The organism is Yersinia aldovae 670-83 (genome assembly GCF_000834395.1).
GTDB classification, from domain to species: Bacteria; Pseudomonadota; Gammaproteobacteria; order Enterobacterales; family Enterobacteriaceae; genus Yersinia; species Yersinia aldovae.
Genome location: NZ_CP009781.1, coordinates 1,141,772 through 1,162,182, shown reverse-complemented (window position 1 = coordinate 1,162,182; position 20,411 = coordinate 1,141,772). Strand labels below are relative to the sequence as shown.

Genomic DNA, 20,411 nt, shown 5'->3' with positions numbered 1-20,411 from the left:
CATCTGGCATACTGAAAGATATGCTATAGACCATTTTCAACTTAATTGATGGGTGAGTCCTGCTTGCTATTTATCATTTCACTAATCGAGTGAGTATAATGTATAAAAATGACTTTTTTTACCAAGAGCTATTTCCGCTTTCAGAAGATGAAACTGAGTATTATCTATTAACGGATAAGTATGTTTCTACGATTGAAATTGAAGGTAAAGAAGTACTAAAAGTTGCCCCTGAAGCGCTGACATTGGTGTCACAGCAAGCTTTTCATGATGCTTCATTTTTCCTGCGCCCAGCGCATCAACAGCAAGTCGCCGCTATTTTGCATGATCCACAGGCCAGCGAAAATGATAAATATGTCGCACTTCAGCTATTACGTAATGCCGAGATTTCAGCTAGAGGCATCTTGCCTAATTGTCAGGATACCGGCACATCCACTGTTGTGGCGAAAAAAGGTCAACGCGTTTGGACCGATAGCGATGATGCACAAGCCTTATCTCGTGGCATCTATAACACCTTCCGTCACGATAATTTGCGCTATTCACAAAATGCAGCACTAGATATGTATACCGAAGTGAATACCGGCACCAATCTTCCCGGCCAAATAGATATTTTTGCAACCCCCGGAATGCAATATTGCTTCCTGTTTGTGAATAAAGGCGGTGGTTCAGCAAATAAAGCTGCACTGTATCAGGAGACAAAAGCGGTTTTGGAACCCAAAAAGCTCAAAGCCTTTTTAATCGAGAAAATGAGAGGGTTAGGAACGGCAGCGTGTCCTCCTTATCACATTGCGTTTGTCATTGGCGGAACCTCCGCAGAATTAACACTGAAGACAGCTAAACTGGCTTCAACTAAATATTATGACAATCTGCCAACTGAGGGTAACGAATACGGTCAGGCATTTCGTGATATAGCACTCGAAAACGCGTTACTACAGGCTTCTCGTGAGTTTGGTTTAGGTGCTCAGTTTGGTGGGAAATATTTCGCTCACGATGTTCGGGTTATTCGTTTACCACGCCACGGGGGTTCTTGCCCGATAGGTATGGCTATTTCATGTTCATCTGACCGCAATATTAAAGCCAAAATTAATAAAGCAGGTATCTGGCTTGAAAAATTAGAACGCCATCCTGAGCAATATATCCCCCAACATCTGCGAGTGAATAATGAAGGTAAGGTGATTAATATTGACCTTAACCAGCCGATGGATGAAATCCGCCGACAGCTTTCTCGCCATCCAGTGTCCACGCGCGTATCACTTAGTGGCCCGCTGATTGTGGCGCGGGATATTGTTCATGCCAAATTAAAAGAGTGTTTAGAGCGGGGGGAGGCATTACCGCAATACATGAAAGATCACCCTGTTTATTATGCTGGGCCAGCAAAGACACCAGACGAATTTGTGTCAGGTTCAATGGGGCCAACAACGGGTGGGCATATGGACTCTTATGTGGACCTCTTCCAATCCCAGGGTGGCAGCTTAATTATGTTGGCAAAAGGCAATCGCAGCCAACAGGTTACGAAAGCGTGTCACAAACATGGTGGATTCTATTTGGGCAGTATTGGCGGCTCAGCAGCTATTTTGGCGCAGGAGTACATCAAAAGTCTGGAATGTATCGAGTATCCAGAGTTAGGAATGGAGGCAGTGTGGAAAATGGAAGTGGTAAATTTTCCCGCTTTTATTTTAGTGGATGACAAAGGTAACTCATTTTTTGACCAGATTCAGATGAAAACATGTGCTGGCTGTCAGCAGTAGTTTTTTTATGAGGGTTTCACTGTGCACGAAAAACGGTATCAACAGCGACAGCAACGCATTAAAGATCACGTAAAAACACGCGTTGCAGATGCGACCCAAACCGGTGGCATCATTATGATATTTACCGGTAATGGCAAAGGGAAAACTACGGCAGCTTTTGGCACAGCAACCCGAGCCGTAGGGCATGGGATGCGGGTAGGTGTAATACAGTTTATTAAAGGAACATGGGAAAGCGGTGAGCGCAACCTGTTGGAACGCCACGGGGTAGCGTTTCATATTATGGCGACCGGTTTTACCTGGGATACACAAGATAAAGCGGCGGATACCTTGGCGGCAAAACGGGTGTGGGAACAGGGTTGCCGGATGTTATCGGACCCATCTTACGAGCTTGTCGTGTTGGATGAGCTGACTTATATGGTCGCTTACGGCTATTTAGCGTTAGATGAAGTGATTGTCGCACTAAAAAACCGGCCGAAGAGTCAAAGTGTGGTTATTACCGGGCGGGCGTGTCATCGCGATATTATTGATCTTGCCGATACTGTTAGTGAGCTGCGGCCTGTTAAACATGCCTTTGATAGCGGAATTAAGGCGCAAAAGGGTATCGATTGGTAACGGCAGTCTGTTTTTGTGCATTCCGACGCTTAATTATTCGACAATCTGTTGTTTTATGAAGCGAAATGCAAATAATTTGTTGATACCGCTTGATTGTTTGTTCTGAGTTATACTATATTGCGCGCCAAGGAAATGAAGTGACTTTCCAAAGAATTACGCCGGCATAGCTCAGTTGGTAGAGCAACTGACTTGTAATCAGTAGGTCCCGAGTTCGACTCTTGGTGCCGGCACCAATTAAAAAACCCGTTATCTGAATAAGATAACGGGTTTTTGCATTTCTGCGCTCAAGCTACCACAGTGGCAGTTTTTACACTGCCGTCCTGCGATATCAATCATTCTTTGCTAATTCAGCCACTAATTTGTTCACGCCGTCACTCATGTTGGTGAACTTAGTCAATTGTGTGCGGGTTACCACCACAAAAACACCAATATTCTTCTCCGGAATCATTGCCATATAGGTAATAAAGCCGCCACCACCGCCGGTTTTTTGCATAATGCCCGGTAATTCAGCCGCGGGGGCCATATAAACCCAGCCCAGCCCCAGCGCATCGGCCTGACCGGCAACATCCATCCCTTTCAGCGAGGTCAAATCACGCCGCTGAAAGTACATCGTTTGTTCACGTTTGGCCGAGTTTTTACGTGCGCGGTTATCGGAAGATAAGAATTGCTGCATCCAACGTTGCATATCCTCAGGTGTCGAGTAAATCCCGCCACTCCCCGCCGCGGCGAGTGTGTTTTCACAACGGCTGCTGCCAACACCGATCATCAGGCGGTTACATTGCTCCGCAGTTGGGGTGAGGGTGGTATTTTTCATTCCCAGCGGCGCGGTGATTTTATCACGCAGCAGGCTGGAATATGACTTGCCGGATGCCCGTGACAACGCATCCGCCAGTAAGTCGTAAGCCAGATTTGAATAAGCGGCTCTAACCCCTGGTGGAACGGTGACATTCGCCTGCTTAAGCCATTGCCACCGGTTATCCGTGGTCGGCCAGGTAAATACCGGTCTTTTTTGTGGGCCACCGGGTTGCTCGCGCGGCAACCCACTGGTGTGGCTGGCCAGATTTAGCAGAGTAATCGGCTGCTTAGCATTATAAGACGGTACTCTGGCACCCTTCGGCGCGTATTTCATTAGCGGGTCAGTTAATTTAACTGTGCCATCGTCGGCCAACTTTACCATGACCTCACTGGTCATCAGCTTGGTAATCGAGGCAATGCGGATCAGAGAATCTGGTCGTGGGCGAAGATTGTTACCGGGCTTGGTTTCACCAAAACTACGATTGACCACTTGATTATTATCAATAACAACCAGCGCCATCCCCATAGCACCACTGTTATAGAAAATATGTTCAGCATATTGATCAACAACTTGTGAGGTCAGAAGTTCAGTATTGGCATGGCTGTGCAAGGGGATCGTGAGCAACGCGGCGGCCAGCAGCGGGGCAGGGAGATGTTTCAGCAATCGTTTATCCATGTTCAAAAAAATAAAATAGGAAGCGTGAGCTTATAGTAATCGGATAATTAAATAATACATGCGGAAATCTTCTGGCTGACAAATAATTTACATTGTGGGAAATGTTGGTTGGGCCGTCAGGGCTATCATGCTTTAAGGCAATTGTTGATTGATACAATTTGTTTAATACAATAGAAACCGCACTGAGTGAGGTCAGTACGGGTGATGGGCAAGTAACGGCTAATATCGGCAGTTTGAAATTTCATCATGGGTAGCGAGAGAGTCATTCATAATGTGAACCACCACTATACAGAGTGAGTGGCTGTGGGCATCACCCATAAATAATGTTGGCAGGGCCATAAAGGATACAAAATAGTGAAGAAAAACCCCTATTATGATGTCAGTAAGCCACACCATACCGAGTTTGGATTTCAGAATATCGAACCTGTTGTTCATCATCCGCAAGATTTGAAACGCTGGCGCGAGGAGAGAAAACGTCAGTCATTACCAAAACCGCCTCAGCAGGGTTACCCGCAGTTTATTGCCGATTGGTGGCAAGAAGCTGATTTCAGTGGTGAGCAAGATGCCTTATGGTGGTTGGGCCACGCTTCGCTATTATTACGGATTAACGGGCAGGCGGTGCTATTTGATCCGGTGCTTTCCAGGCGTGCTTCCCCCCTTAATTTTTACGGGCCAGCGCGTAAAACACCGGTGTCCGCTGATGTTTTACAATTACCCAATATTGATGTGGTGGTGATTTCACATAACCACTATGACCATTTGGATGCTACGACCATTATCCAATTGTTGCGCCGCTTTCCCGATATCGTCTTTCTGGCTCCTTTGGGATTAAAAAATTGGTTATTACAGGTTGGAGCCAGTCATATCTATGAATTGGATTGGTGGGATAAGCATGTTGCCGCTGATTTTGAGTTTCACTGCGTACCTGCCCGCCACTGGAGTATGCGTACACCTTGGGATCGTAATCAAAGTCTGTGGTCTGGTTGGGTGGTAAAACGTGATGAGATTAACTTCTATTTCACCGGAGACACCGGTTATTGTCAGCAACTGCTTACTATCGGTGAGAGGTTAGGGCCATTCAATTACGCCGCGCTGCCGATTGGCGCTTACGCTCCGCGCTGGTTTATGAATGCCCAGCATATGGATCCGCAACAGTCGGTCCAACTGTTCCTGCAATTACAGCAACCGATGACAGTGCCGATCCATTGGGGGGTATTTGAACTGGCAGATGAATCTCTGGATGAGCCGCCGCAACAACTTAAACAGGCACTGAGTGACGCAGGGGTAGCATCAGATAAGTTTACCCCGCTCAAGATTGGTGCTCGGATATTATTGGAGTAGGGGTGTTTCAGCGAGTTGGCTTCTCCCGCTGACACAAAACTCTATGATTTGACGGATAGATTCGCTCCTGAATTAGCCTACGGTTTCAGTTAAATCAGTTGCTTGAGCCTGTAATGCGGCAGACGCAGTAGTTGGCTTTTGCATCAGTGCGATATTTTGCTGCACCATTGTATCCAGCTACGCAACAGTACTATTGATCTCATGTATGCCCCGTATTTATTCATCGCCGCGTTGGTTATCTCCGACATCATGGTGGCGACATCACACACGCTGCTGACAATTTTCTTCATGGTATTGGCCTGGCGTATTTGTCCGGAACCTGATGCCATACTGCTAACTGTTAAACACATTGACGAGCCATTCATCAGCTTCATCAAACATCTCTTCAACTAAACGATTAAGCACTGATTTTTCTTGTTTATTGGCGTCGGTATTGATGCCGTTGGCTTGCATCGCTTTAACTTTAACCTCTGCATTTGGAAAGACTCGGTGCACGCGTTTAGTCAACTCTGCCTTAATCATTTCGCCCGCATTGGCAAGGCCGGCAACATTCCGTTTGTCATAAATCAATTCAACTCGCATGGCTTTTTCCTGATAAGTAAGTACTGTATTAATATACAGTTATCGTGGGTGGCAAACAACCGTGTTTTAAGTTGTTTTAACAAAAGAAATGGAATGTAAGGGGGTCAGCACGGGATTTTAGCGAAATTTAAATAACCGTAGGTGATTTTATGGTTTAATCACTGGCGGTTATTTCAGTATGGAAAGCTATCTGACTGTTTATAAGCGCAATTTAGTTATTTTTTCTGCAATCACATTGCACAGTAATAGAGGTGTGTGGCGAATCTATCTGTAACCCACGAGCGTCAACTACGACGCTGAGTATCTTGCAGTTACCATTCAATCAAACGGTATGCCGGATTCAATGGTTTCAAATACTTAATTTCAGCATCAACGATTAATTTCTTAAATGTCGCCTCGTTATCGTCCGTGGGTTTGGCAATCACAAAGTTTCCTGGCATCGGCTCTTTTTCTGGATCAACCAGGATAATCATGCCTTCGGGAAAGCTGATGCCTGAGGGCTAAAGTTACTGATGGGTTCATTTAGCACTGTTGCAAAGGCGGCGGCATTAGTCACAGTTATCTGTTTGACGTCAGACTTGACCCGTATTGCTTTATAGGATTCTTTTCAGAACGGGCTGGCATTATGGGCTTTGATCCACTCTTCGCTAATGGGATGAACAAAATGCAGCTCACTGGCGTGCAGCATTAGTCGCGGAGTCTGTTCGGTACCAGGCAGCAGACGGCCACCATACAGGTCACAGCCCAAAATAGGGTGGCCCAACTGCTGACAGTGGATACGGAGTTGATGAGTGCGCCCGGTTTCCGGGGTTAGCTGTACCCGCGTCAATGGCAGTAATGTCCCGTCTTCCAATTTATGATAAAAGCGCTCAACGACCCGATAGTAGGAACGAGCTGGCTTGCCGTGGATTGCACAAATCGACATCAGCGGGAACAGTACCGGGTCTTTAGCAATAGCTGCATCTATCACCCCTTCGTTGTCATCCAGATGTCCGCAGAGCAGTGCGCTGTACACTTTAGTCACGGTGCGTTGGCTGAACTGTTGGCAGAGAGCGGCATTGATAGCCTTATTGCGGGCAATCACCATCAGCCCGGAAGTACCGAAATCGAGGCGGTGGACCAGGGTACAACTGGGGAATATCTGTACCAGTCGATGGTGTACCGAATCCAGATTTTGCGGATTTTTCCCTGAGAGGCTAAGTAGCCCAGTGGGTTTATTGATAACTAGCAGGTGATCGTCCTGATAGAGATTCTCGATCTTGTCATGGCACGGCGGGGCAATAAAGGTATCGATAATCTTAGACATCAGGCTACCCGGATGAAGAGTGGGAGCGGATGATACCGAATTTTAAACCGACTGGCGAATCTGGTTATCCGACTGACCCATAAAGACGCAGAGAGCATTACTATCCCCGTTCCAAGGCTCCCCGTTGATTCGTACACCCCGATTTTAGTTAAGCTACACAGTGATCAGATCCTGCAATCTGGTACAGCCTTAAAAATTACAGGTATAATCCCACAAATTATTCAACTGGTTTAGAAACGAAGATGACAAAACTCACCTTACAAGAGCAGATGCTAAAAGCTGGATTAGTGACCAGCAAAAAAGTGGCTAAAGCCCAAAGAACGGCTAAAAAATCACGAGTTCAGGCTCGTGAGGCAAGAGAGGCGGTGGAAGAAAATAAAAAAGCACAACTTGAGCGTGATAAACAGCTAAGTGAACAACAAAAACAAGCCGCTTTATCTAAAGAATACAAAGCTCAGGTGAAGCAGCTCATTGAAATGAACAGAATCGACATTTCAAAAGGTAATATCGGTTTTAACTTCACAGATAATAATTTAATTAAGAAAATAGTTGTGGATAAGCTGACTCAAGCTCAACTGATCAGTGGCCGTCTCGCCATTGCTCGCTTGGTTGCTGATAACAGTGGCGAGAGTGAATACGCCATTATCCCCGCGAGCGTAGCTAATAAAATTGCGCAGCGAGATGCGAACAGTATTGTATTAAATAGTGCACTTAGTCAGGAAGAGCAAGATGAAGACGATCCATATGCTGATTTTAAAGTACCCGATGATTTGATGTGGTAATTGCCGTCTTCAGATGCTTATGCTGATAGTACTCGTGGGTAGCTTCAGTACAGCGCCAAATACGACAACGGGTGCATCGTTTTATTACTTGGGGATAGGGTATTAATATGAAATCGTGGAGTGCTAAAAACAATTCATTTTTTGATACAGACCAGCTTGAGCGATATGTATCGGCTGGTTGGGATTTATCAGATGTGACTGAAATCCCTGATAGTCTCTTTTATGAGTACACCGTTTTTCCGCTGGGTAAGTGCAGGGTTGTTGTTGATGGGATGCCTGCGTGGGGGGATATCCCACCGCCGACACATGACGAGCAAATTGCTTTCGCAACGGCAGAAAAACAAAGCCGCATTGACGAAGCTAATGAGTACATGAACAGTAAACAATGGCCCGGAAAGGCGGCAATGGGGCGACTGAATGACACAGAGAGGGCACAGTACAACGCTTGGCTGGATTATCTGGATTTACTGGAAGAGGTAGACACATCGACAGCGCCTGATATTGATTGGCCGGTCGCGCCGGAATAATACAAAACCGGGCTTAATTGCCGGCCTGTTTCAATCGTACAACCAACGGCCCGCTTTGGCGGACTCGATAAGCATACGAACTGTGAACGGCTCAGGTTTATGGCGGTCTGATTTTAAGTGTTCAGATAGAATAGCGTTAGGTAAAAAAGGAAATACTACCTGGGGGAAATAACGTCTCCAGTGTATTTTGCTGCAATCGACATTAAATTTTTCAGAATATTTGTCCATTAACTCATAAATATCTTCAGGTACGGTTTGATGTTCACCGGTACTGAGTGATGAGTCTGTCTGTAACTGACGGCAACGCAATTCATCTTTGACGAATTGTAGTACAGCTTCATCGGCATTCATTACAAACGATCCCTTGCTTCAACAATGAGGTTATAATGGCGAATACTATTAAATCCGATGATACTAATATCCCCAGCAGTAATGGCTACACCTACCCAAGGAGTCCATCTACCTATGAGTCCACCTAAGCTTGATGTTCTTGCCCAGCCACCACCAATTAATGTCTTCCATGTGGGTGATCTCCAGCGGCTGTCTAGGCGGTATGAGATCATGCGGCGAAGGCTCAATGATAATATGCTGGTTCCGGGTGTAGCGGTGCTTGGCTTACCTGGAACAGGGATTATGTTCAACCCCCCAAGAATAAAAGCAAAAGCAACGAGATCTATTCCGCTGAATTTCTTCTCTACTTCATCAACAACAACCCAAAAAGCTAATTCACCTTTAGATAGATTATCCATTCCTTTGAAATAATAGCCACTCACCTGCTCAAACGTATCCATAACTTTTCCTTGTTATTACCACATTAATTCCCGACCAAGAATATTGGATTTGGATGATTACTCCAAACAATTAGGGCGAGCAAAATTCTGAAAATAGGATGGCACTATGAAGGCAGCTAGAAAGGGGCAACGCGGGCAGGGTGGTGAGATTGTCAGATTACAGGCACACAATGGCCCGGAAAGGCGGCAATGGGGCGACTGAATGACACATCGACAGCGCCTGATATTGATTGGCCGGTAGCGCCGGAATAATAAAAACCCGGGCTTAATTGTCCGGCCTATTCATCCCATTCTTGCTTGGTGAGCCAGCGGTTGTTTCACACCACAGCCACACCAGTCAGATCTTACAAATAAAAAAACCAACCCTAACGGATTGGTTTTCTTAAGGTATTTTGGTCGGCATGAAAGGATTTGAACCTTCGACCCCCGACACCCCATGACGGTGCGCTACCAAGCTGCGCTACATGCCGATACAGTGACATTTATACTACATTTTGTAGTTATAAATGCAAGACTTAGCCAAACGACTGCTGGTTTTTTAATCGCGGTAGGTTCGCTTTTTTACGCTAGTTCGCAATAAAACGTTTTACATCGGTCAGAACTTGTAGCAGCAGTGGGAGCTGTGGCTTCTCGTCTTTAATTTCATGGCCTTGCTCATCGTAGGTGCGGTACTCACCGTTGTTGCCCAACACAATTGTTTGTGTTGGCGTAGTGATAACCAACATGCCATTGTCACCGGTAGCGACCCAGTTGTTGTTGCGTGTCGCGGAAAACAGGTCTTCGCCTTGGGAATAATCTTCTGGCGCAGTTTTAACATGCAACAAGCGCTGCATCAATGTGGTCATGATATCTTCATGATTCGTCAGCTTATTTACTGCTTGCGCTGGCGTGCCTGGCCAGTGAACGACCAGAGGCACCTGGAGTTGTTGGCGATTAAAATTACTGCCTGCACCCCAGTTATTATCACCACTATCGTTAAATTCAACACCATGAGCCGCGGTGATGATAACAACGGTTTTATCTAACTGGCCGCGTTGTTTCAGCGTTTCCAGAATAGTGGCAATCTGTTGATCCACATCTTTTGCACCCGCTTGATAGTGACGAATAAAGTCAGTAGGTAGCGCCACCTTCTTATCACTTACCGGGTCTTGTGCCTCGGCTGCACCACTCAGATTAATGTATGAGAACCACGGAGCATTGCTGGTAAGGTTTCCCAGCCACTGTTGCCATTGTGCCGTGGTCTCACTGTCTGTTTGCTCTGTCGCAGCCGGTAGCGTGAAGTCAGCTAACAGTGCTTGACGATAGAGTGGTGACTCAAAACCATCGGATGAGAACAGGCCGAACTGATAGCCCTGTGCGCCCAGCGCATTAATAAACGCAGATGGCTCTCGGGCGGAGAGTATCCCATCTAAATAGGTTGGTGAAATGCCATAGAATAGGCCAAACAGACCAGTATCCCGACGGTTACCCGAGCTGTAGTGGCGATTAAACTGGATATTTGAGCGGCTAAATTCAGTCAACTGTGGCATGTCTTTTGGCAAACTATTGGTTCGGATACCATCAACCACAATGAGTAACAGGTTATAACCGCTGCCTTTATCACTAAATGTTATCGGACTTAACGGATATTCAACCGCCAAAGCATCCGGATTACCTTGTTCGATCAGCCGACGCTGATACTCTTGTTGATCGAGAAGTCCATGTTTTTCAAGGAATTTGCGTGCGGTCATTGGGTATGAGAGCGGTAAGTTTGCGCGCTGCATACTGATTGGGCGATAGAAATTCGCATCTGCCCAGATATAAATCAGATGTGAGGCAAGAAAGGCCGAAATAAAGACTACAACCAACGGCTTAACAAAGCGCTGTCGGTTGAGGCTGCGCAGTTTTTGCCAGGCCCAGGTGCCAAAAAGCATCTCGGCCAGAAAAATAACCGGCACGGCGATAAACATCAGTTGCCAGTCGCGTGCCAGCTCAGTTTGATCCGGGTTAACCACTAACTCCCACACCACAGGATTTAGGTGCAAATGGAAACGGGTGAAAACCTCGGTATCGACCAAGAGCAGGGTTAGCCCCGCAGTAGCAAACGCGGCAGATAGAAAGCGCAGTAGCCGTTGCGACATCACCACAAAGGTTAGTGGGAATATCACCAGTAAATAAGCAGCGAAAACAATAAAACTAAAATGCCCGAGCCAGTTGACTAAGGCATAAATACGGCCAACGAGCGACGAAGGCCAATCGGAGACAAACAGATAGCGGCTACCCAGCACCAGGCTGAACAGGATATTAAACAAGGCGAACCAGTGCCCCCAGCTGATCATCTGGGAGACTTTTTCACGATAGCGCTGACGATTTGTCACCATATTGAGATTGCAGTCTTGGCCGATAAATTAATGAGCTTTATCTTCACGTACCGAAGCCTGAAGAGCTTCAGCGAAAGAACGTGCCAATACTTTGCGTTGCGCTGGGGCAATGCTGGTATTGATCAGATTTGTTACCATATTTCCCAACACCATCAAAGAAAGATCGGTTGGGGTACGGTTTTTTTCCAACACGCTGACTAATTCAGACAGCAATTTTTCAACGTGTTCGTCACTATAACGGGATGATTGTGGCATAAAAATTGTGCTCAACATCTAACAAAGTCCCATATCTTACCGTATAGAGACGCGCTTTTCCGCTATTTTATAGCATTAAGAATCATTAGCCATTAATTGAGGGCCGAGATAGCTTTTGGGTTGCAGCTCTCAGGCATCAGTGATTGAATACGGCCCTAGCCAAAAGGAGTATTTATCATGAGTCTGGATATTGACCAGATAGCCTTACATCAGCTTATCAAACGTGATGAACAAACGCTTGATGTGGTGTTGCGCGATTCTCTGTTACCTGCCAATGCTGTCGTTGAAGAAATGATGGCCGAGTTGCACCGCGTTTACAGCGCCAAAAGCAAAGCCTATGGGTTGTTTAATGAGCAAAGTGAGCTGGCTGATGCGCTGAAGCGAAGCCGTAAGGGTGATGAAGATTTCCTCAGCTTTAGCCGTGCTGCAACCGGGCGTTTGCGCGATGAGTTAGCCAAATACCCATTTGCCGAAGGCGGTGTGGTGCTGTTCTGTCAGTACCGTTATCTGGCGGTAGAGTATTTACTGATCTCGGTGTTGAGCAGTTGCAACAGTATGCGAGTGAATGAACAGCTTGATCTGAGTTCCACCCATTATCTCGATATCAATCGCGCTGATATTGTGGCTCGTATCGATTTAACTGAATGGGAAAATAACCCGGAGTCCACCCGTTACCTGACTTTCCTTAAAGGGCGGGTAGGGCGAAAAGTATCTGATTTCTTTATGGATTTTCTGGCCGCAAGTGAGGGTCTGGACACCAAAGCGCAAAACCGTGGTTTATTGCAGGCGGTTGATGATTACTGCGCGGATGCTGAACTTGGCAAAAATGAACGTCAGGCATATCGCCAGCAGGTTTATAGCTATTGCAATGAGCAGTTGCAGGCCGGTGAAGAAATTGCCTTGCAGGAGCTTGCGCAAGAGTTGCCAAAGTTGGGCGAAAAAGATTTTCAGCAATTCTCAGTTGAGCAGGGTTATGCATTGGAAGAGCGTTTTCCGGCGGATCGCGGTACGTTGCGTCAATTGACCAAATTTGCTGGCAGTGGCGGTGGGTTGAGTATCAATTTTGATGCGTTGTTATTGGGTGAGCGGATTTTCTGGGATGCAGCGACTGATACGCTGACTATCAGAGGCACGCCCCCGAATTTGCGTGATCAGTTACAGCGCAATTCAGGCAAGCCATAACCGTTTGAATAGCCAATAAAAAACGCCGCTGATGCGGCGTTTTTTATTTCGGCGTCCCGAATATCGAAAGCGACGCGATTAAACGCGAACGAAGTCGATATGAGTCAGTTTTGGCTTGAAAGCGTGACGCTGAACAGCTTGTACTTTAACTTTGGTTTCTTTACCGTCAACAACCAGAGTCAGTACGGAATCATAAAAGCCCGGTTTCAATTCAAGGTTCTTGGTGGTGTCATGGTCAAGAGCAATAGAGATTGCTGCTTCTGAACCACCGTAAATGATTGCCGGAAATTTATTTGCTGCACGCAGGCGGCGGCTCGCACCCTTACCCTGGTCGTTACGTACTTCTACATTGATAGTGGTCATTTTGTTTTCTCTTAAAGAAAATTTACCCTGCTACAGGCGACCCAGCAACAGGTTCGATACTCGGCTTTGATTGGGTAAACCCAGAGCAAAGCGGGCGACATTCTAGCGAAATATCGGGCAGACAGCAAACGAAACTGCGAATTTATCAGGCTAAATGCGGCTCAGGCAAGGGAATCGGCTCGCCGGAAACGGCCCTGATAATCAAATATCTTTTCTCTAATTTGCCACCATTGCCCTCGACGGCGGGCGACGACAAAATCCGGGTAACGCAATAGCACTTGTTGCGCGATAACATCAGCAGCGGTTGACCATTTCAATGTAATACCCGGTGCTCGTTGATGTGGGCGCAAGAAGATTTGCTCAAAAGCCATGCGCTGTGCGGGGGTGGTTAGCCGAAAACGCTCACTGGTGTTAGTGCCATCCTCGTCGTAATAGGTGATTTTCAGCCACTCACCTTTGGCATCATTGCCATTTTCCAGGTTCATCCCACCACAACGCAGTACCAGTGCGTCCTTTAATTTCAGTGCGGCTTTGAGCATATCATCGGGATCGACCAGCACCGCCTGACACTGATGACAGCGGCGGGCTGCAATATCATTCTCTGCGCCGCACTGCGGACAAGATTTAAAGCGGAAGCGGTAATCACACTGTGCTCGCGCACCTTGATCATCCTCAAACCAGCCCTGGCAGCGGCGACCATAGTGTTCAATAATCTCGCCTGACTCGGTGCATTTCCCCCAGAAAATATTGGCGAAGCCGCAATCCGGGCAGAATACTTGTACCGGCTGGCTGCCGCTGTGGGGTTTACTGGTGCCAACCTCCGGTGTGAAAAGGTCGTGGGGGTTGCCGGCGTAATCCAGAATCAGGCAGTCTTCTTTGCCTGGATAAAGCCGCAACCCTCGCCCAACGATTTGCTGATACAAACTGACGGACTCTGTTGGGCGAAGAATCGCAATTAAGTCCACATGAGGCGCATCAAAACCGGTGGTCAGCACCGCCACATTCACCAGATAGCGTAGCTGTTGTTGCTTAAAAGCATTTATCAGCGCATCCCGCTCGGCCGGTGGGGTTGTGGCACTGACCAGCGCGGCCTCGCCCTTGGGTAACAAGCCATACACTTCTTTCGCGTGCTCGACCGTCGCGGCAAAGATCATCACCCCACGGCGGTTCGCAGCATATTCAATGACCTGGCTGATAATATGTGGGGTAATTCGTTGTTGTTGCTTGAGTTCGCGGTCTAAATCGGCTTCACGAAACATACCGTCACTGTTACTGGTCAGCCGGCTAAAATCATATTGCACGACGGGCATATCCAGCCGCTCCGGTGGCACCAGAAAGCCGTGCTTAATCATATAACGCAGGGGTAATTCATAGATGCAATCACGGAATAGGGCTTTCTCATCACCCCGCGTTATACCGTGATAGTGGAATTGATAAATCCAGCCTTTGCCCAGCCGGTAAGGTGTTGCGGTTAGCCCCAGCAAGCGCAAGCGCGGATTGGTGGTGCGTAAATGCTGAATAATTTGCTGATACTGGCTGTCGTCGTCATCGCTGATACGGTGGCATTCGTCGATTATCAACAGCGAAAAGGCACTATCAAACAGTGACAGATTACGTGCCACGGACTGCACGCTGCCAAATACCACTTTCCCTGCGCTTTGCCGTTGTTGCAGCCCGGCGGCGAAGATGTCGGCGTCTAAGCCGTAAGCGCAGTATTTGGCATGATTCTGGGCTACCAATTCTTTGACGTGGGCCAGAACCAGTACACGCCCACGGGCTAATTTTGCCAGTTCAGCGATCACCAGACTTTTGCCTGCGCCGGTAGGTAATACAATCAGAGCGGGTTCGGCGTGGCGGCGAAAATGGGCGAGGGTCGCCTCTACAGCCTCTTGTTGATAAGGACGTAACGTAAAGGCCATCAGGCGGCCTGCCAGATGAAGACATTCGCGATATTTAACCGATTGATCACTTGCAATCCATTCACCATTTGCAACAATTTCCTGTGCCAGAGGAGTGATATTTATCTCTCTTTATGGCTAAAAACTTTCTATTATTATGCCTGCCTGAGGGCGATGGCGCGAGCGCCTTAATGCTGCAATTTCAACTGAGAAGAGGAGCGCGTGTTTCCCAATAACCGCATTTTAACTAACTGTTCCTAGGATGATGCGGCAACCACCGCTATACTGATCAGTCTGGTAGGTTAGGCAGCAAATGATTTCCTCCTATACAACTTTACTGCTTCATTCATTTCACACCGTACTATTAACATTTTGCCGTCGTTGGCAGGTGTGATTGCGGCTATGGTGCCCGTCAGCGGTACGATTTTATTACAGGCAAAGTAGATTCAATGCGATTGGACAAGTTTTTATCTCAGCAACTAGGTGTCAGCCGGGCGTTAGTCGCGCGCGAGCTGCGGGCTAAACGTGTAACCATTGATGGTGAGGTGGTCAAAAGTGGTGCCATTAAGCTGACACCAGAGCAAGACGTGAGATTTGATGGTAACCCATTACAACAAACGGTTGGCCCACGTTACTTTATGCTGAACAAACCGCAGGGTTATGTGTGCTCAACGGAAGACCCGGACCATCCTACTGTGCTCTATTTTTTGGATGAGCCAGTGGCGTACAAACTCCACGCTGCCGGTCGGTTAGATATTGATACCACCGGGCTGGTACTGATGACGGATGATGGTCAGTGGTCGCACCGGATCACCTCTCCGCGTCATCATTGTGAAAAAACCTATCTGGTGACGCTCGAGCACCCACTGGCTGACGATACTGCTCAACAGTTTACTGATGGTGTGCAGTTACACAATGAAGAATCTCTGACCAAACCGGCTCGGCTTGAGGTTATTGAGCCGCAGTTGGTACGTTTGACTCTTAGCGAGGGGCGCTATCATCAGGTAAAACGGATGTTTGCGGCCGTGGGCAACCGGGTATTGGAACTGCACCGTGAGCGAATCGGCGAGATCAAACTTGATGATGATTTGGCACCCGGTGAGTACCGTCCGTTGACCGAAGAAGAGATTGCCAGCGTAGGCGCGCCACATCTGCTGTAACGGGTTTTCTGCTGTGGCGTTAAGGCATCTTATCAGCCTGCTTTGCAGGGCAAGGTATTGAAGGAGTGAAGTGAGTGCAAGAGAAGAACCGGACATCCCACATTGGCTTTATCTTTATTCTTGGCCTGCTATCGATGTTGATGCCGCTGGCGATTGATATGTATTTGCCGAGTATGCCTATCATTGCCCAAGAGTTTGGCGTAGAGAGTGGCAGCGTTCAAATGACACTGAGCGCCTATGTGCTAGGATTTGCCATTGGGCAGATGTTTTATGGCCCAATGGCGGACAGCATCGGGCGTAAGCCGGTCATCTTCTGGGGGACGCTGACTTTTGCTCTTGCGGGTATGGCTTGTGCAATGGCGCAATCAATCGAACAATTGATTAACTTACGTTTCTTGCATGGTTTGTCGGCTGCTGCTGCGAGTGTGGTGATCAATGCATTGATGCGAGATATGTTCACCAAAGATGAATTTTCTCGCATGATGTCTTTTGTGGTCTTGGTGATGACGATTGCCCCGCTGCTGGCACCGATTATCGGTGGTGCGTTGTTGGTGTGGTTTAGTTGGCACGCTATCTTCTGGAGTATGGCGGGTGCTGCGCTGGTTGGGGCAGTATTGGTGGCGTTGTTTATTAAAGAAACCTTGCCGAAAGAGAAACGGCAGAAGTTTCATTTGCGCACCACGATTGGCAATTTTGGCGCGTTGTTCCGCCACAAGCGGGTATTGAGTTATATGCTCGCCAGTGGCTTCTCCTTTGCCGGTATGTTCTCATTCCTCAGCGCTGGCCCATTCGTTTATATCGAGTTAAACGGGGTTTCACCACAGCATTTTGGTTACTATTTTGCGCTGAATATCGTCTTCTTGTTCCTGATGACGGTGATTAATACCCGTAATGTTCGCCGGTTTGGTGCGCTGAAGATGTTCCGTTTTGGTATGACCGTGCAGTTTGTCATGGGAATTTGGTTACTGGTGGTGTGTGCCACTGGCATGGGGTTCTGGGCATTGGTGCTGGGGGTGGCGGCTTATGTTGGCTGTATCGCCATGATAACCTCCAATGCGATGGCGGTGATTTTGGATGATTTCCCGCACATGGCAGGCACTGCATCTTCTCTGGCGGGCACCTTACGCTTTGGGATTGGCGCGGTGGTCGGGACGTTACTCTCGATGGCACCGTCGCGCAGCGCCTGGCCGATGGTCAGCTCAATGGCATTTTGTATTATTGCCGCGATGTTACTGTATCTCTACGCCAGCCGCCCGGCGAAGGGTGCCACGTCGTAAAAGTGCTACTTTTTTAGAATGGTCGATGCTGAACGCACAATGCGGGGAAGGGGACAGGTTCTCCCTCCCTCTTTGTTTCCTTTCAGCACCGAGTATTGCCTTCCTTTTTCCCTCCTTATTAATCCCTTCATAATACTTATTTATCCTTATTTTCGAGGGTGATATCGCCCGAATTGCACCTGAAAAGAGCGCAAATATTGAGTTTCATCAATATAGTAATCATGTTTATTATTATTTATTGCATAGTTGTATTTGACACCATATTGTTAACTTTCGCGTAATGATATAAAAAAATAGACGGTTTTATTACCTGATTTTTCGTTATTATTCATGCCAATTAAATTGTGACTAATGATCACTAATGTAGTTATTTATCAATTAATTATGGTGATAATACTCCGTTCTTTCCTTGTGTGTTTGTTCCTCAAATGTAAAATAATGACATGAGTTAGGTAATGGATTTGCAATAAAAATGGTTGAGATGAGCGCGATAAAGGGTTAAATATAACGAAAAATGGGATCTAAATCCCAAAGCTACAGATTCAGTCGCTGCATTTTGGCTGAAAAATGCTCAAAAAGGGCGTGTGAAAATATTTGTTAGATATAAGTTTCTAAAATGTTATGAATGTTGTGTTTTGATAAGATATGAACCGAGCACAATGATAACTTAGCGACTATAACTTTAGTGAGTGTGAGCCTTGTGGTGTTTTTGTAACTTTTGAATTTTTATTTTTGACTAGGAAAGACACGTGAATAATATCCAACTTTCGGTGGTACATCGTCTGCCGCAAAGTTACCGTTGGTTATCTGGGTTTATCGGCGTCAAAGTTGAGCCGATTCCGTTGGCCGCGATAGATGATACCAATGACTTAATGGGGCTGAAACTACTCAGTCACGACGGTAATAATGCACAGATTATCATGCAGCGGCTCAATCTTTCGCTACAAGAGATTCAAGTGGATTCGGCGATTATTGATTGGGAAGGGGAGCCTTGCCTGTTTGTTCACTGCAAGGATGAGAGTGCGACCATGTGCCGCCTGAAGGATGTCGGCGTGGCGATTGCCGAAACCATGACAGCGCTTTATCCTTTCTGATCCGTCACTGAAAATCCGTCGGCATTTCATGCTGGCGTTTTTCCCTGCCTGGATATCCGCATCGCACCCAGATCAGTCGGCAAATTGTAATAACTGCTGAGTATATTGCTGCTTTGGTGCGGCAAATATCGCCTGGCAGTCACCTTGCTCCACCACTTCACCTTGTCTTAGTACAATCACTTGATGACAGAGCGAGCGCACCACTTGTAAGTCATGGCTGATAAACAGGTAACTGAGCTGATGACGTTGCTGAAGGGATTTCAGCAAGGCCAGAATTTGCGCCTGTACCGATTTATCCAGTGAAGAGGTCGGTTCATCGAGAATAAGCAACTGAGGTTGCAGAATAAGCGCGCGGGCAATAGCAATACGCTGGCGCTGTCCGCCAGAGAACTCGGTCGGATAGCGATAACGGCTGACCGGGTCTAATCCCACTTCTTCCATCGCTTTAATCACCCGTTGTTCGCGGTGTGCGGCACTCAGTTTTTGATGGACTTCCAACCCTTCGGCGATAATCTGCTGAACGTTCAGCCGTGGGTTTAGCGCTGAGTAAGGGTCCTGGAACACCACCTGAATGCGGCTACGATAGGGCAGCATCTGCTTGGGGGTAAATTTGTGCAGTGGTTGTCCGCTAAACCAAATCTCGCCTTTGGAGGGCAGTAAACGCAGTAATGCCAGCCCTGAGGTACTTTTCCCTGAGCCTGATTCACCGACCAACCCGAGGCTTTCACCTGGATTGAGGGTAAAGCTTAAGTCTTTTAGCGCATAATGGTAATCAACGGTACGTCGCAATAAACCACGTTTGATGGGAAACGCAACCTGTAGCCCTTTCACTTCAAGCAGCGGTTTTAGGCCCGGCGTGAGGGGCAGCGGATCACCTTGTGGCTCTGCATCTAATAACTGGCGCGTATAGGGGTGCTGTGGTGCGCTAAACAGCGCCTGACGGCTATTTTGCTCCACTTTTCGCCCTTCGCGCATTACCGCCACGTTATCTGCCAGACGACGCACGATATTGAGGTTATGGGTGATAAACAGCAGGCTCATGCCCATCTCTTGCTTTAGCTCTTTCAGCAAACTCAAAATCTGAGCCTGAACAGACACATCCAGCGCCGTGGTGGGTTCATCGGCAATCAATAGCTTGGGTTGCGTCAAAACCGCCATTGCTATCATCACACGCTGGCGCTCGCCACCGGAAAGTTGATGGGGGAAGTCGCCCAAGCGCCCTTTAGCATTGCGAATACCAACTCTGTCGAGGCATTGAATAATTTCCGCGCGGGCTGCCTCTTGGCGCATCCCACGATGCAGTAACAACACCTCTGCCAACTGTTTCTCAATAGTATGCAGCGGGTTTAGCGATACCATCGGCTCCTGGAAAATCATTGAAATCTGATTGCCGCGCACTTTACGCAGCGTCGGTTCATCGGCGTGCAGCAGTGACTGACCGGCAAACAAAATTTCACCGCTTGGATAGATTACCGGCGGTGAGGGGAGTAAACGCAGTATCGACAACGCCGTGACGCTCTTGCCTGAACCGGATTCCCCAACCAATGCCAGTGTTTCACCGGTTGCGATTTGCAACGACAGCTCGCTGACCACCTCGCGTTCAACGCCAGCCTGACGAAATGCAATACTGAGGTTCTGAATATCCAAAAGTGGAGAAGTCGTCAT

19 protein-coding genes, 2 tRNA genes and 2 pseudogenes are annotated in these 20,411 nt (G+C 47.5%); 10 read left to right on the top strand and 13 right to left on the bottom strand.

What is annotated here, in order from left to right; all coding sequences use genetic code 11:
• Positions 1–98: 98 nt before the first annotated feature.
• From AT01_RS05375 to AT01_RS05365, 3 genes are all read left to right on the top strand, one after another.
• The gene (locus tag AT01_RS05375) at positions 99–1,745 is read left to right on the top strand and encodes a fumarate hydratase (protein WP_042546375.1); all 1,647 of its coding nucleotides are present in this window, start codon (positions 99–101) and stop codon (positions 1,743–1,745) included.
• A 21-nt stretch (positions 1,746–1,766) separates the two neighbouring features.
• Complete coding sequence (gene cobO / locus AT01_RS05370; RefSeq protein WP_042546374.1) at positions 1,767–2,357, top strand: cob(I)yrinic acid a,c-diamide adenosyltransferase; 591 nt, start codon at positions 1,767–1,769, stop codon at positions 2,355–2,357.
• A gap of 157 nt (positions 2,358–2,514) precedes the next feature.
• Positions 2,515–2,590, top strand: a tRNA-Thr gene (locus AT01_RS05365).
• Between the two features lie 95 nt (positions 2,591–2,685).
• Here the strand turns inward: AT01_RS05365 and ampH are convergent.
• Entirely contained in the window at positions 2,686–3,828 is a 1,143-nt protein-coding gene (gene ampH / locus AT01_RS05360) for a D-alanyl-D-alanine-carboxypeptidase/endopeptidase AmpH (protein WP_042546373.1), read from the bottom strand.
• A 351-nt stretch (positions 3,829–4,179) separates the two neighbouring features.
• Between ampH and AT01_RS05355 the strand changes: the two genes are divergently transcribed.
• Entirely contained in the window at positions 4,180–5,169 is a 990-nt protein-coding gene (locus AT01_RS05355; RefSeq protein WP_042546372.1) for an MBL fold metallo-hydrolase, read from the top strand.
• Between the two features lie 72 nt (positions 5,170–5,241).
• Here the strand turns inward: AT01_RS05355 and AT01_RS20585 are convergent.
• The 4 genes and pseudogenes from AT01_RS20585 to AT01_RS05340 form a co-directional block, all read right to left on the bottom strand.
• Positions 5,242–5,510, bottom strand: a pseudogene (locus AT01_RS20585) (methyl-accepting chemotaxis protein); the annotation flags it as partial.
• Complete coding sequence (locus AT01_RS05350; RefSeq protein ID WP_004700520.1) at positions 5,503–5,751, bottom strand: DinI-like family protein; 249 nt, start codon at positions 5,749–5,751, stop codon at positions 5,503–5,505. The pseudogene AT01_RS20585 and the gene AT01_RS05350, both read right to left, overlap by 8 nt.
• Positions 5,752–5,962: 211 nt before the next feature.
• Positions 5,963–6,251: pseudogene (locus tag AT01_RS05345) on the bottom strand (LexA family protein); the annotation flags it as partial.
• Between the two features lie 107 nt (positions 6,252–6,358).
• Positions 6,359–7,057: an RluA family pseudouridine synthase gene (locus AT01_RS05340; RefSeq protein ID WP_042546371.1), complete on the bottom strand. Its 699-nt coding sequence runs from the start codon at positions 7,055–7,057 to the stop codon at positions 6,359–6,361.
• A gap of 242 nt (positions 7,058–7,299) precedes the next feature.
• Between AT01_RS05340 and AT01_RS05335 the strand changes: the two genes are divergently transcribed.
• Entirely contained in the window at positions 7,300–7,839 is a 540-nt protein-coding gene (locus AT01_RS05335; RefSeq protein WP_042546370.1) for a DUF2058 domain-containing protein, read from the top strand.
• A gap of 101 nt (positions 7,840–7,940) precedes the next feature.
• Entirely contained in the window at positions 7,941–8,366 is a 426-nt protein-coding gene (locus AT01_RS05330; protein ID WP_042546369.1) for a tail fiber assembly protein, read from the top strand.
• Between the two features lie 30 nt (positions 8,367–8,396).
• Here the strand turns inward: AT01_RS05330 and AT01_RS05325 are convergent, their stop codons facing one another.
• The 5 genes from AT01_RS05325 to AT01_RS05305 all read right to left on the bottom strand — a co-directional run bounded on the left by AT01_RS05325 (position 8,397) and on the right by AT01_RS05305 (position 11,772).
• The gene (locus tag AT01_RS05325) at positions 8,397–8,717 is read right to left on the bottom strand and encodes a DUF1493 family protein (RefSeq protein WP_042546368.1); all 321 of its coding nucleotides are present in this window, start codon (positions 8,715–8,717) and stop codon (positions 8,397–8,399) included.
• A complete protein-coding gene (locus AT01_RS05320; RefSeq protein WP_042546367.1) occupies positions 8,717–9,157 on the bottom strand; it encodes an STM2901 family protein in 441 nt (146 codons plus the stop codon). The genes AT01_RS05325 and AT01_RS05320 overlap by 1 nt, the downstream gene beginning before the upstream one ends.
• A gap of 393 nt (positions 9,158–9,550) precedes the next feature.
• A tRNA-Pro gene (locus AT01_RS05315) sits at positions 9,551–9,627 on the bottom strand.
• Between the two features lie 96 nt (positions 9,628–9,723).
• Positions 9,724–11,517, bottom strand: coding sequence for an LPS biosynthesis-modulating metalloenzyme YejM (gene yejM / locus AT01_RS05310; protein WP_042546366.1), 1,794 nt, complete (start codon positions 11,515–11,517; stop codon positions 9,724–9,726).
• 27 nt (positions 11,518–11,544) lie between these two features.
• A complete protein-coding gene (locus AT01_RS05305) occupies positions 11,545–11,772 on the bottom strand; it encodes a YejL family protein (protein ID WP_004700534.1) in 228 nt (75 codons plus the stop codon).
• Between the two features lie 177 nt (positions 11,773–11,949).
• Between AT01_RS05305 and yejK the strand changes: the two genes are divergently transcribed.
• Complete coding sequence (yejK, locus tag AT01_RS05300; RefSeq protein WP_042546365.1) at positions 11,950–12,954, top strand: nucleoid-associated protein YejK; 1,005 nt, start codon at positions 11,950–11,952, stop codon at positions 12,952–12,954.
• Between the two features lie 78 nt (positions 12,955–13,032).
• Here yejK and rplY read toward each other — a convergent pair whose 3' ends face one another.
• Both rplY and AT01_RS05290 read right to left on the bottom strand, forming a co-directional pair.
• Positions 13,033–13,317: a 50S ribosomal protein L25 gene (gene rplY / locus AT01_RS05295; protein ID WP_004700538.1), complete on the bottom strand. Its 285-nt coding sequence runs from the start codon at positions 13,315–13,317 to the stop codon at positions 13,033–13,035.
• Between the two features lie 161 nt (positions 13,318–13,478).
• The gene (locus tag AT01_RS05290; protein ID WP_042546364.1) at positions 13,479–15,236 is read right to left on the bottom strand and encodes a DEAD/DEAH box helicase; all 1,758 of its coding nucleotides are present in this window, start codon (positions 15,234–15,236) and stop codon (positions 13,479–13,481) included.
• Positions 15,237–15,664: 428 nt separating this feature from the next.
• On the opposite strand from AT01_RS05290, the gene rsuA reads away from it, so the two are divergent.
• The 3 genes from rsuA to AT01_RS05275 all read left to right on the top strand — a co-directional run bounded on the left by rsuA (position 15,665) and on the right by AT01_RS05275 (position 18,746).
• Positions 15,665–16,375 (top strand): 16S rRNA pseudouridine(516) synthase RsuA, encoded by a 711-nt coding sequence (gene rsuA, locus AT01_RS05285; protein ID WP_004700543.1) that lies wholly within the window; start codon positions 15,665–15,667, stop codon positions 16,373–16,375.
• Between the two features lie 134 nt (positions 16,376–16,509).
• Positions 16,510–17,652: a Bcr/CflA family multidrug efflux MFS transporter gene (locus AT01_RS05280; protein ID WP_231583170.1), complete on the top strand. Its 1,143-nt coding sequence runs from the start codon at positions 16,510–16,512 to the stop codon at positions 17,650–17,652.
• Positions 17,653–18,401: 749 nt separating this feature from the next.
• Positions 18,402–18,746, top strand: a complete 345-nt coding sequence (locus AT01_RS05275; protein WP_004700546.1) for a YejG family protein — start codon at positions 18,402–18,404, stop codon at positions 18,744–18,746.
• A 72-nt stretch (positions 18,747–18,818) separates the two neighbouring features.
• On the opposite strand, the gene yejF is transcribed toward AT01_RS05275, so the two are convergent.
• Positions 18,819–20,411: a microcin C ABC transporter ATP-binding protein YejF gene (gene yejF, locus AT01_RS05270; protein ID WP_042546363.1), complete on the bottom strand. Its 1,593-nt coding sequence runs from the start codon at positions 20,409–20,411 to the stop codon at positions 18,819–18,821.